15 protein-coding genes are annotated in these 11228 nt (G+C 77.9%); 8 read left to right on the top strand and 7 right to left on the bottom strand.

Annotated elements, in window-relative coordinates; genetic code table 11:
- Together MY520_RS19205 and MY520_RS19200 are read left to right on the top strand one after the other, a co-directional pair.
- On the top strand, window positions 1-1759 hold a 1759-nt coding region (locus tag MY520_RS19205), incomplete at its 5' end, for a lytic murein transglycosylase (RefSeq protein ID WP_436694166.1).
- 193 nt (window positions 1760-1952) lie between these two features.
- Window positions 1953-2135: a hypothetical protein gene (locus MY520_RS19200; RefSeq protein ID WP_436694165.1), complete on the top strand. Its 183-nt coding sequence runs from the start codon at window positions 1953-1955 to the stop codon at window positions 2133-2135.
- 31 nt (window positions 2136-2166) lie between these two features.
- Here the strand turns inward: MY520_RS19200 and MY520_RS19195 are convergent, their stop codons facing one another.
- Window positions 2167-2985 carry a phosphotransferase gene (locus tag MY520_RS19195; protein WP_436694164.1) on the bottom strand — a complete coding sequence of 273 codons (819 nt, stop codon included), beginning with the start codon at window positions 2983-2985 and terminating at the stop codon, window positions 2167-2169.
- Entirely contained in the window at window positions 2973-3305 is a 333-nt protein-coding gene (locus MY520_RS19190) for a hypothetical protein (protein ID WP_436694163.1), read from the bottom strand. Before MY520_RS19190 ends, MY520_RS19195 begins: the two co-directional genes overlap by 13 nt.
- Before the next feature lie 185 nt (window positions 3306-3490).
- On the opposite strand from MY520_RS19190, the gene MY520_RS19185 reads away from it, so the two are divergent.
- From MY520_RS19185 to MY520_RS19165, 5 genes are all read left to right on the top strand, one after another.
- On the top strand, window positions 3491-4114 hold the full coding sequence (locus MY520_RS19185) for a hypothetical protein (RefSeq protein WP_436694162.1): 624 nt from the start codon (window positions 3491-3493) through the stop codon (window positions 4112-4114).
- 79 nt (window positions 4115-4193) lie between these two features.
- Window positions 4194-5618 carry a sensor histidine kinase gene (locus MY520_RS19180; RefSeq protein WP_436694161.1) on the top strand — a complete coding sequence of 475 codons (1425 nt, stop codon included), beginning with the start codon at window positions 4194-4196 and terminating at the stop codon, window positions 5616-5618.
- 71 nt (window positions 5619-5689) lie between these two features.
- A complete protein-coding gene (locus tag MY520_RS19175) occupies window positions 5690-6436 on the top strand; it encodes an SDR family oxidoreductase (protein WP_436694160.1) in 747 nt (248 codons plus the stop codon).
- Window positions 6437-6459: 23 nt separating this feature from the next.
- A complete protein-coding gene (locus MY520_RS19170; RefSeq protein ID WP_436694159.1) occupies window positions 6460-7149 on the top strand; it encodes a maleylpyruvate isomerase family mycothiol-dependent enzyme in 690 nt (229 codons plus the stop codon).
- 99 nt (window positions 7150-7248) lie between these two features.
- Window positions 7249-7695, top strand: coding sequence for a DUF5709 domain-containing protein (locus MY520_RS19165; protein WP_436694158.1), 447 nt, complete (start codon window positions 7249-7251; stop codon window positions 7693-7695).
- 196 nt (window positions 7696-7891) lie between these two features.
- Here the strand turns inward: MY520_RS19165 and MY520_RS19160 are convergent, their stop codons facing one another.
- Both MY520_RS19160 and MY520_RS19155 read right to left on the bottom strand, forming a co-directional pair.
- A complete protein-coding gene (locus tag MY520_RS19160; protein ID WP_436694157.1) occupies window positions 7892-8389 on the bottom strand; it encodes a GNAT family N-acetyltransferase in 498 nt (165 codons plus the stop codon).
- A 39-nt stretch (window positions 8390-8428) separates the two neighbouring features.
- Window positions 8429-8974, bottom strand: a complete 546-nt coding sequence (locus tag MY520_RS19155) for a bifunctional adenosylcobinamide kinase/adenosylcobinamide-phosphate guanylyltransferase (RefSeq protein ID WP_436694156.1) — start codon at window positions 8972-8974, stop codon at window positions 8429-8431.
- A 148-nt stretch (window positions 8975-9122) separates the two neighbouring features.
- Here MY520_RS19155 and MY520_RS19150 point away from each other — a divergent pair, with 148 nt between their 5' ends.
- Window positions 9123-9854, top strand: coding sequence for a Clp protease N-terminal domain-containing protein (locus MY520_RS19150; protein WP_436694155.1), 732 nt, complete (start codon window positions 9123-9125; stop codon window positions 9852-9854).
- 12 nt (window positions 9855-9866) lie between these two features.
- On the opposite strand, the gene MY520_RS19145 is transcribed toward MY520_RS19150, so the two are convergent.
- From MY520_RS19145 to MY520_RS19135, 3 genes are read right to left on the bottom strand one after another with little or no spacing between them, the layout of a single operon-like run.
- Window positions 9867-10511, bottom strand: a complete 645-nt coding sequence (locus MY520_RS19145) for an SRPBCC family protein (RefSeq protein ID WP_436694154.1) — start codon at window positions 10509-10511, stop codon at window positions 9867-9869.
- A complete protein-coding gene (locus MY520_RS19140) occupies window positions 10508-10891 on the bottom strand; it encodes an ArsR/SmtB family transcription factor (protein WP_436694153.1) in 384 nt (127 codons plus the stop codon). Before MY520_RS19140 ends, MY520_RS19145 begins: the two co-directional genes overlap by 4 nt.
- A gap of 22 nt (window positions 10892-10913) precedes the next feature.
- Complete coding sequence (locus tag MY520_RS19135; protein WP_436694152.1) at window positions 10914-11153, bottom strand: hypothetical protein; 240 nt, start codon at window positions 11151-11153, stop codon at window positions 10914-10916.
- Window positions 11154-11228: the final 75 nt, after the last annotated feature.

Below are 11228 nucleotides of genomic sequence, written 5' to 3'. Positions count from 1 at the left end.
GGCCGCTGCGCCGGCCGCCGAGCCCGCGCCGTCCCTGCGCGACGTCCCGCCCCGGCCGGCCGCGGGGCCGGTGTCCGCACTGGCCGGCCGCGGGATCCCCGCGACCGCGCTGGACGCCTACACCCGTGCGGCCGCCGCCGCCCCGGCGTCCTGCCACCTCAGCTGGCCGCTGCTCGCCGCCATCGGCCGGGTGGAGTCCAACCACGGGCGGTTCGCCGGTGCGGTGCTCCGCACCGACGGGCTGTCGGACCCGCCGATCGTCGGCATCGCGCTCACCGGCGCCGGGACGGCCCGCATCGTGGACACCGACGGCGGGCGCCTCGACGGGGACGCCGTCCACGACCGGGCCGTGGGCCCGATGCAGTTCATCCCGTCCACCTGGGCCCGGTACGCCGAGGACGGCGACGGGGACGGCCGGCGCGACCCGTTCGACATCTACGACGCCGCCGCGGCCTCGGCCGCCTACCTGTGCGCCGCCGGCGGCGACCTCCGCACCATCGCCGGGCAGGCGCGGGCGGTGTTCGCCTACAACCACTCCGCCAGCTACGTGGCGACCGTGCTGCAGTTGGCGGCCGTGTACGCCGGCGGCCCGGTCCCGACCCTTCCGACGCCGGTCCCGGCCGGACCCCCGTCGATCCCACCGGCCGCCCCGGCGCCACCGCCGGCGATCCTGGCCGCCCCGGAGCCGGCCCCGCTCCCCGAGCCGGCCCCGGCACCCGACCCGATCCCCGCGCCGGCACCCGAACCAGTCCCGGCACCCGAACCCGGCCCCGCCCCGGAGCCGCCGGCGGCGCCGGCGGAGCCCACATCGCCGGACGAGCCCGAGATCCTCGCCTCCGCCGAGACGCCGGCCGTCGCCGAGCCCTCGGCCGCGGACGAGGCACCGCCCGCCGCCGACGAGCCGGCCGCCACCGGGACGCCGGCGGAGGACCCCGAGGTCCCGGCGGCGGAGCAGCCCACCGCTCCCGAGCCCCTCCCCACCGAGCCGCCGGCCGAGACGCCGACCCCGACAGCGGAGCCGACCCCCACGGAGTCGCCGGCCGAGACGCCGACCCCGGCAGCGGAGCCGACCCCCACGGAGTCGCCGGCCGAGACGCCGACCCCGACCGAGCCGACGGCCGAGACCCCGGCCCCGACCGAGCCGACGGCCGAGACCCCGGCCCCGACCGAGCCGACGGCCGAGACCCCGGCCCCGACCGAGCCGACGGCCGAGACCCCGGCCCCGACCGAGCCGACGGCCGAGACCCCGGCCCCGACCGAGCCGACGGCCGAGACCCCGGCCCCTGTGGAGGAGCCGACCCCAGCAGCGGAGCCGGCTCCGGCCGACACTCCGGCTCCCGCGGAGCCCCCGGCCCCCGCGGCGGAACCGGCGCCGGCGGAGCCCCCCGCCCCGCCGGAGGAGGCCTGCCCCGCCGTCGAGCCCGTGGTCGTCGACGTCCTCAACACCACCGGGGACCCGGCGCTCGCGGAGGCGGCAGCCGCCCACCTGGCCGCTCCGGGGGTCGTCGTCGGCAGCGTCACGACGAACGCCGACGCCGTCCCGTCGGGCATCACGCACCCGGCCGGCGAGGAGGAGTCCGCGCGGCTCCTCGCCGACGCCCTCGGCGCGGGCGACATCGCCGAACCCGGCGACGTCGTCCACGTGACGATCGTGCTCGGCCCGCCCGACCTCGACGTGGCGATGGCGGCGCTCAGCGACTTCCCCGGCCTGCCTTCGCCGGCCTGCGATCCCGCGGCGGACGGCGACGCGACCCCGTGAACCGGACCGGCCGGGGGCTGCGGTCCGGGGCTAGCGTCGGTCCATGACGACACCGCCTCCGGGTCCCCAGCCGCCGTCGCCGTCCCCGTCGCCGGTCGACCCCACCCCGCCGCCCGAGCCCGCGCCGTTCCCGCAGCCGAGCCCCACCGACCCCAGCGCCCCACCGCCCAGCGGGCCGCAGCCGGTCTGACCCGTGAGCATCGACAGGTCGCACGTCGTCCAGGTGCTGCGCGCCAAGGGCCGCACCGATGAGGCCCGCCGCGCCGAGGAGGTCCTCGACGTCGACGTCGACACGGTGCGGGACGCCGAACTGCTCCGCGAGCTGGGGATCGACCCCGACAGCCGCGCCGAGGGCGGCGGGCTCGCCCTCCGCTGAGCGGACGCCCGCGCGGGGAGTCCGGGACAGCTCAGCGCTCGGGGGGCGCCGGGCGCTGCCAGAACGACGCGGGCCGGGCCTCGACCTCGACGGCGGACCGCTCCAGGTCGTCGGCCTGCCGGCGGATCGCCGCGTAGGCCGGGTCCCCGCCGTCGGCCAGCCGCCGGACGACGGCGGCGTTGATCCGCGCCCGCTCGGCCACGACCGCCCCGAACGCTCTCCGGTCGCCGTCGAAGCCGTAGGCGTCCAGCAGCAGGTGCAGGCGCCGCGACGCGTCCGGCACGGGGGTGGCGGCGTGCGGCCAGGCCGACCCCGCGGCCAGCAGCGGTACCCACTGCAGCGCCGCGTAGGCGAGGTCCAGTTCGGGCGAGGACGGGCTCGCCGTGTCCCAGTCGACGAAGCCGATCACGTGGCCGGTCCGCCAGACCGCATTGTAGGGCGCGGCGTCGTGGTGCCCGATGACCAGCCCCGGCCGCCACGGCCGGCCGGAGAACCAGGTCGCCCCCTCCGGGGGCACGAACCGCGCCGTCACGTCGTGCAGCCGCCGCAGCCAGGCGCCGACGTCGGCCAGGGCGGTGTCGGCGTGCACCCACGAGGGCCACGGCCTGCGCTCGCCGACGGTCTCGCCCTCGAGGAAGCTGAGCACCTCCCGGCCCTGCGCGTCGACGCCGAGCACGCGCGGGGCGCCCTCGAACCCGGCCGCCTCCAGGTGCCGCAGCACCGCGTGGACCGCCGCTGTCCACGGTCGCGCCGGGCGGTGCACGGCGGACCCGATCCGGACGACGCCGGCGGTGGTCCGGCCGCCGCCCAGCGGTACGCCCTCGGCCGGGGTCTGCGCTATTCCGACCACGCCGGCCGGTGCACCACGACGCCCCGCGCGGCGAGGTCGGCCCGGATCCGCTCCGCCCGGTGCCGCCGGGCCGTGGCGCGCTCGCGGAGCATCGCGGCGACGGCCGGGTTGGCGAGGCGCTCGGCCCGGAGGGACAGCACGGTCGCGAGCTCGTGGTCCACCGACACCCGGCGGATCTGCCCGACCAGCTCCCGAGCCGGCTCGCCGAGGACGCTCGCCCGCAGGGGCGCCGGGTCCGAGGCGACGGCGGCGACGATGCGGTCGACGGCGTCACCGGGGCCTGCGGCCGGCCGGGGGGACGTGCGCACTGCCAGGGTCATCGGGGTCCCTGCCTCTCACGGGCGCGGCTCTCGGAGCGGGGTGCGTGGCCGGTTCACCCGGTCGGGTGACGCCGGTCACGAGGAGGATGCCGCCGGCCCCGGCCCCGCCACACCCCCAGGCGGGTGGTCGCGCTCCGCCCCAAGGGGGTGGGGCAGGAGCGAACGCAGCGTTCACTACTGACGTCGTGCTGACCGCGTACGAGGACTACCGCGAGTGGGACGCCGTCGAGATGGCCCGGTGGGTCCGTGCCGGAGAGGTCACCGCCGAGGACCTGGCCGAGACGGCGACCGCGCTCATCGACGCCTTCCGGGCGCTCAACGCCGTCGCCGCCGTGGCCGACCCGCAGCCCGGCCCGGCCGGGGACGGTCCGCTGGCCGGCGCGCCGTTCGCCGTCGAGGAGCTGCTCGCCGGGCCGGGGGCTGCCACGACCGGCTGCTGGACACCCGGGTCGCGGCGCTCACCGAGGGACGGCGGACCGGACGGCGGCCGCCGCGCAGCTGCTGGACTTCTGGCTCGACCACCGCCTGGCCGTCGTCGTCCTGCTCGACCGGGCCGAGGGCACCGCCGTCGCGGGCTGCCCCGAGGCGTTCGTGCGGCGCCTCGCCGCGCACGCCGAGCGTCCCTGGACACCCCGCCGGCCCCGGTGCAGCGGGAGATCCTCGAGCTGGTCTTCGACAACACCCGTCGCGTGCTGGCGCACATCCTGCGGACCGCCCGCGACCGTGAGCACGCCCGCGCGCTGGTCGACGCCTTCTGGAGCTACCAGCTGCCCGGGCTCGACGGCTTGCCGGCGGCCCTGCGGCGGTAGGGTGCCGCACCGGGCAGCAGCAGTGCCCGGTGCGGCCCCGTCACCGCGGCCGCGGTGCGTGCGTCGGGAGGCCTCGCCGATGACCCCAGTGACCGTCCACGACGACGTGATCGGCGCAGACGACCTGCGCCCGCTGCCGCTCTTCGGGGGCATGGGCGAGGACCAGCTCCGAGCCCTCGTGGGGGCGGGGACGACGGTGCGGTTCGCACCCGGGGAGGAGCTGTTCACCGCGGGCCGGCCCGCGGACGCCTGGTGGCTCCTCGTCGACGGCGGGATCGACCTGGTGCGCCACGTCGGGCGCGAGGAGACGCTGCTCGCGACGATGGACGTGCCCGGCCGGTGGGCCGGCGGCTTCCGCGCCTGGGACGAGCACGGGGTGTACCTGGCGACGGCCCGCGGGTGCGTGGCCGGCCGCGTCTTCCGCGTCCCCGCGCCGGCCCTGCGCGACTGGGCGACCACCTGGTTCCCGTTCGGCGTGCACATCATCGAGGGGATCTCCCGGACCGCGCGCACCTTCGAGGCGGCAGCCCGGCAGCGGGAGTCGCTGGTCGCGCTCGGCACCCTCGCGGCCGGGTTCGCCCACGAGATCAACAACCCGGCGGCCGCGGCGGCGCGGGCCGTCGACGAGCTGGGCGCCGTCTGCGCGGCGGCGCTGACCTCGGTCGGCTGGCTGGCCTCCGGCTCGCTGACCGCCGCCCAGTTCGCCGCCCTCGACGAGCTGCGCCGCGAGTTGCAGCCGGACGCCCCGGCGGTCGGCCCGGTCCTCCTGGCCGACCGCGAGGACGCCCTCGCCGACTGGCTGGACCGCCACGGGATCGACCAGACCGCGGAGACGGCCGACGTGCTGGCCGGTGCCGGCGCCGACCCCGCCTGGTGCGACCGGGTGGCCGGCGCGACCGGCGGCGCCGCGCTGGAGCCGGCCCTGCGGTGGGTGGCCACGACGCTGTCCGCGTCGGGGTTGCTGCGCGAGGCCCGGGAGTCGACCCGCCGCATCTCCGACCTGGTGGCGGCGGTCAAGTCCTACGCCCAGCTCGACCGGGCGTCGACGCAGCAGACCGACGTCGCCGAGGGGCTGGACAGCACCGTGGTGATGCTCGCCTACCGGATCCCCGGGACCGTGACCGTCGTCCGCGACTACGACCCCGCCGCGCCCCGGATCGAGGCGGCCGCGGCCGAGCTCAACCAGTTGTGGACCAACCTGGTCCACAACGCGCTCGACGCGATGCCCGACGGCGGGACGCTCCGGCTGTCCACCCGCGCGGACCGCGGTGGCGTCGTGGTCGAGGTCGGCGACACCGGCACCGGGATGTCGCCCGAGACGCAGCAGCACGCCTTCGACCCCTTCTTCACGACGAAGGAGGTCGGTGAGGGCACGGGCCTCGGCCTGCACATGGCCTGCCGCATCGTCGATGGGCACCACGGGGACATCGCGATCGAGCTGCGACCGGGCGAGACGGTGATCCGCGTCCAGCTGCCACCGGGTGGCCGGCGCCCGCACCCCTGACACCATCTGCGCGGGTCCCCGGGCGCGGCGTCACACGGGCGCGGGCCGCGGGGGCCGACCGGAGGTGACGGGTGAGCCGGGGTGTGTGCGTCGTGACCGGCGGCGGCCGGGGGATCGGAGCGGCGACGAGCCTGCGCCTGGCGCGGGACGGGTGGGACGTGGTCCTCTCCTGGACCGCCCAGCAGGAGCCGGCCGAGCGCGTGGCGGCGGCCTGCCGGGAGGCCGGCGTCCGGGCGGCCGCCGTCCGCGCCGACGTGTCGCGCGAGGCCGAGGTGGCCGCGCTGTTCGCTGCGGCCGCCGAGCGCGGCCCGGTCACGGGCCTGGTGAACAACGCCGGCGCGCTGGGCCGCCGGTCCCGCGTCGAGGAGCTGGACGCCGACCGCATCGAGCACACCCTCGCGGTCAACACGCTGGGCTCGTTCCTGTGCGCGCGCTCGGCGGTGCGGGCCATGTCGCCCCGGTACGGCGGGGACGGCGGCGCGATCGTCAACGTGTCCTCCCGCGCGGCGGTCCTGGGCGGAGCCGAGGAGTACGTCGACTACGCCGCGGCCAAGGCGGCCGTCGACGCGCTGACCGTCGGCCTGGCCAAGGAGGTGGCCGCCGACGGCATCCGGGTCAACTCGGTCCGGCCGGGGCTGATCCACACCGACATCCACGCCTCCGGCGGGCAGCCGGACCGGGTCGACCGGCTGGCCCCGACGGTCCCCATGCGCCGCGGTGGGCACCCCGAGGAGGTGGCCGAGGCCGTGGCGTGGCTGCTCTCGCCCGGGGCCTCCTACGTCACCGGGACCTTCGTGGACGTCTCCGGCGGCCGGTGACCGGTCTCGGGCATCCTCGCGCCATGACCGCCGCACTCGACCACCTCGCCGCGCTTGCGGCCGAACAGGCCGTGTTCGCCCGCCTGGCGGCGGCCGCGGACCCCGCCGCCCCGGTCCGCGCCTGCGCGCCCTGGACCGTCGCCGACCTCGTGCGGCACCTCGGCGCGGTGCACCGGTGGGCCGCGGCCACCGCCCGGTCGGCGCCGGAGGCCGGCGTCCCCGACGACGGGCCCTTCCTGGCGGCGCAGACGGTGGAGGGCTACCCGGACGCGGCCGCCGAGCTGCGCGCGGCCCTCGACGACCCGCGGCGGCCCTGCCCCACGCTGACCGGCGCCGGCGAGGCCGGCTGGTGGCGGCGCCGGCAGCTGCACGAGACCCTGGTCCACCGGCTGGACCTGGCCGGGGCGGCCGGCGGACCGGTGGACGCCGACCCGGCAGTGGCGGCCGACTGCATCGCCGAGGTGCTCGACACGATGCAGCCCCGCCAGGTGCGGCTCGGCCGGATGGCGCCCCCGGCGACGGCGGTCCGGCTCACCACGCCCACGGCCGGGTGGACGCTGGGGTCCGGTCCGGTCGTCGCCGAGGTCGCCGGCCCCGAGCTCGCCGTCGCGCTGCTGCTGTGGCGGCGGACCACCCTCGCCGACCCCCGCCTCGCCGTGGCGGGCGACGCCGGTGCCGCGGGCGCGCTGCTGGCGGAGCCGATCACGCCCTGAGCGGTCCGTCGCGCCACCGGCGTCGCAGCGGGTGGTGCCGGCACCGCCACCAGGGGCAGGCTGCCCTCATCACCCGGTTGCGACGACGGGAGGCGGCGCGTGGACCCCTGGGGCAGCCCCGACGACCTCGATGGCGAGAACGACTCCGGCGTCCTCGACCCGGCGGACACCCTGGACGACCGCGGCGTCGACCCGCTCGACGAGGGCTGGTCGCCGGCCGAGCGGCCCTGGGCCTCGACCGACTGGGGCACCACGGGCGACGAGGAGGAGCGCGGCGAGAGCCTCACCGGCCGGCTCGCCCGGGAACTCCCCGACCGGACGGTGGAGGACGGCGACGGCCTGGGCGACGCGTCCGACACCGACGGCGAGCTGATCGACGAGGAGGTCGGGGACGCCCGCGCCGGCCGGCTGGCCGAGGAGGACGACGGCGTCCGCCTCGACACCGACGCCGAGCTCTTCGCCCACGACCGGGGCATCGACGGCGGAGCGGCCTCGGCCGAGGAGGCGGCGGTCCACGTGGTCCCCGACGACGACCGCTGGCGTTGACGGCCCCTTCTCCCCCTCGCTGCACCTCGACCTCGGGGAGGACCACCGCAGGCTCGGGGACCTCCCGGCCGCCCGGCGGCAGCTCGAGCTCGGCCTGGCGGCCGCCGCGGCACTGCCCGCCGACGGTTGCGGCGCGATGATCCGCGGCGGCCTCGAGTCCCTCGCCGAGCGGCTGCGGGAGGGGTGACCGGCACGGTCACAGCGCCCGGTAGTAGCGGACCAGCGGCAGCCCGGTGAACCCGGCCCGCTCGTACGCCGCCCGTGCCGGGGCGTGGCCGGGGTCGCCGCCGGTGGCCACCACCGCCAGTCGGACGCCGGCCTGCCGCATCTCGGCCAGCGCGTGCTCGACCAGGGCGGCCCCGGTCCCCCGGCGCTGCTGCGCGGGATCCACGGCGACCATCTCGATCTCCCCGCTGCACGGCTCGTCGTGCGTCTCGTCGTGCAGGGCCACCGCCACGAAGCCGATCGGCCGGTCGGCCTCGTCGACGGCCACCCGGACGAGGAGCGCCCCGTCCCGGCAGACCTGCTCGACCGCGCGCGCCTGGCTCGTCGTCCAGTCCGGGTACAGGTGCCGGTAGACCGCCGCCCCGAGCACGGCCTCGAAGGAGGCGAAGACGGGGGCCCACGCGCGCAGGGACAGGGCCACGACCGCCTCGACGTCGGCCTCGGTGAGCTCGCGGATCCCGACCGGCACGCCGTCAGGCTCCCGCGCGCGTCAACCGGCTTTGCGCGGTCACCTCAGCCGCTGCGGGATGCCGGCGGTCAGCAGCCAGACCCGGTCGGCCCGCGCGGCGATCCGGGCGTTGAGCGTCCCCATCTCGTCGCGGAACCGCCGTCCGGACGCCGTCGCCGGCACGATCCCGCCGCCGACCTCGTTGCTGACCGCCGTGACCCGCCGCCGGGTGCCGGCCCAGGCGTCGACGAGCGCGTCCACCGCGGCGGCGAGCCGGGCGTCGGCGTCCGGGGCACCGGTCCAGATGCCGCAGTCGTCCATCGTGCGGGCCAGCCAGGTGGTCAGGCAGTCGACCAGCACCGGCGGGCCTGGGCGGCCGAGCACCGCCGCCAGGTCCACGGTCTCCACGGTCCGCCAGGACGCCGGACGGCGGGCGCGGTGCAGCCCGACGCGATCGGTCCACTCGGCGTCGCTCCCGTCCGGCACGGCCCCGCAGGCGACGTACTCGACGCCGCGCACCCGGTGCAGCCGCTGCTCCGCGAAGCGCGACTTGCCCGACCGGGCGCCACCGAGCACGAGCACCCGCCGCGGCCGGCGGCCGATCACGCCGGGTGTCCCGGGTCGGCGGGCAGGGGCAGGTCGGCGGTCACCGCATCGGTCCAGAGGTCGGGGCGTGGGGTCGGACCAACCTACGACGCGGCCGTCGTCAACGCGCGGTTGACGATGCGGCGGTCGTCAACCTACGGTTGACGACATGACCGACGCGCAGCCCCCCACTCCCGTCCGGCTCGACGACCTCATCCACGCCGTCACCCGCACCCACGAGGCCCCGCTCGACCAGCTGGCCGGCGCGGTCCTCCTCGCCGAGCACCTCGGGGAGGTGGCCGACTCGCTCATCGGGCACTTCGTCGACCAGGCCCGGCGGACCGGCGCCTCCTGGTCGGACATCGGCCGCAGCATGGGCGTCACCAAGCAGGCCGCCCAGAAGCGCTTCGTCGCGAAGGCGGGGGCGGCGAAGGGCGACGCGCCGCCGCTGGACCCCAGTCAGGGCTTCAGCCGGTTCACCGACGAGGCGCGCGCCGTCGTCGTCGGCACCCAGGAGCAGGCCCGCACCGCGCGCAGCGCGACCATCGGCGTGCCGCACCTGGTGCTGGCGCTGGTCCACGACCCCGAGGGCGAGGCGGCCCGCGCCCTCGCGGCGCAGGGCGTCGCGCTCGACGCCGTCCGCAGGACCGCGACCGCGACGCTGCCGCCGGCGGCCGGCGTGGTGCCCGACCTCATCCCCTTCGACCCGCACGCGCAGCAGGCGCTCGAGCTCACCTTCCAGGAGGCGTTGCGCCGGGGGGACGACGCGATCGGCGGCGGGCACCTCCTGCTCGCCGTGCTGGAGGCCGAGGACGGCACCGGGGTGCTGGCCGGACTGGGCGTCGACAAGGCGGCCGTCGACGCCCACCTCACCGAGGGCGCAGCGTCCCCGGCGGGGTGACCTCCGGCCCGGCTACCCGGCGGACGGCTCGGTCGGTCCGGCCACCAGGTCGGGGGTGAACTGGGCACGGGCGACCTCGGTGGCCACGGCGACCTCCTCGGCGGTGGCGGTGCCGCTCGCCGCGACGACCTCGACCCAGGCGTCGATGCTGCGCTCGTGGTAGTGCTGCATCTCCGGCGCGTTCTCCCAGGCCACGGGGTCGTCGACGACCTCGCCGGCCAGGAAGCCGGCCAGGCCGAGGACGGCGGCGTCCCAGCCGGGGCCCACGTACAGCCCGCCCGCCCCGCTGCCGGCGATCTCCAGCGGCACGGTGTGCTCCAGGGAGAACGTCGTTCCTCCTGCGTCGCCGGTCAGCCGGACGTCGACGACGCTGACCTCGCCGCCCCAGGTCACGGTGAGCCGGCTCGGCGGCTCGCAGCGCCGGATCTCGCCGCCGGCGTTGCCCTCCACCTGGAACGTGCCGCCGGCCCGCAGGTCGCCACTGACCGGGGCGAACCACCGGCCCAGCCGCTCGGGGTCGGTGAGGGCGTTCCACACGTCCTCGACGGACGCCGGGTAGGTGCGCCGCACCGTGACGGCGACCTCCTCGCCCCCCTCGGCGGCGCGCCGGCTCACCGACCGCGCCGCCGCGGCCACCTCGAGCAGGATGTCCCTCACCTGTCGTCCTCCGTCCCGGCCGCCCGGCCGCTGTCCGGGGGCGGGATCGCCCTCCGGCGTCGTGCGCGTTCGCCGCGGGCCAGCTCGGTCGCCAGCGCGTCGAGGTGCTGGTCCCAGGCGCCGCGGAACCGGTCCAGCCAGCGGTCGACGTCCTGCAGCGCGGCGGGCTCGACGGCGTAGAGCCGGCGAGCACCCTCGGCGCGGACCCGCGCGAACCCGTTCTCGCGGAGGACGCGCAGGTGCTGGGACACCCCTGGTTGCGTGATGCCGAACTCCCCCTGGACGACGGCCCCGATCGCCCCGGCGGGCTGCTCGCCGTCGGCCAGCAGCTCCAGGATCCGGCGTCGGACCGGGTCTCCGAGGACGTCGAACGCGTGCACGGTCCAAGGCTACAGTGATCGCTTATATAAGTCTAGGGTCATCCTGGTTGTGCGGGTCGTGCTGGACCGGATCGTCGTACGTGTCGACCGGCCCCCCGGACCGCGGGGTCTCCTCCTCCGGGACGTCGGTGTCGACGCGGGTGGGCACCCCGCGCCCGACCGGCGGGTCCGGCGGCACCGCCTCGGCCGGCGTCGTCGGGAGGCGGGGGCCGTCGTCCGGCTGCCCGCCGGCGGGGTACTCGTCGTCCCGCGTCGTCGTCATCGCTGCTCCTCCGTCCGGGCGTGCTCCGTCGCACTGCGGGTACCCGCACCGCCCGCGAGCGCACGCGCGCCGGGT

This window comes from Geodermatophilus sp. CPCC 205506, assembly GCF_051383635.1.
GTDB lineage: Bacteria > Actinomycetota > Actinomycetes > Mycobacteriales > Geodermatophilaceae > Geodermatophilus.
The sequence above is the reverse complement of the archived record's forward strand: the minus strand, read 5'-3'. Positions and strand labels throughout refer to the sequence as shown.

Coding starts and splice junctions, on each gene's coding strand:
- MY520_RS19190 (WP_436694163.1), bottom strand. CDS start 3,305: ATGACCCTGGCAGTGCGCACGTCCCCCCGGCCGGCCGCAGGCCCCGGT.
- MY520_RS19180 (WP_436694161.1), top strand. CDS start 4,194: ATGACCCCAGTGACCGTCCACGACGACGTGATCGGCGCAGACGACCTG.
- MY520_RS19135 (WP_436694152.1), bottom strand. CDS start 11,153: ATGACGACGACGCGGGACGACGAGTACCCCGCCGGCGGGCAGCCGGAC.
- MY520_RS19170 (WP_436694159.1), top strand. CDS start 6,460: ATGACCGCCGCACTCGACCACCTCGCCGCGCTTGCGGCCGAACAGGCC.
- MY520_RS19150 (WP_436694155.1), top strand. CDS start 9,123: ATGACCGACGCGCAGCCCCCCACTCCCGTCCGGCTCGACGACCTCATC.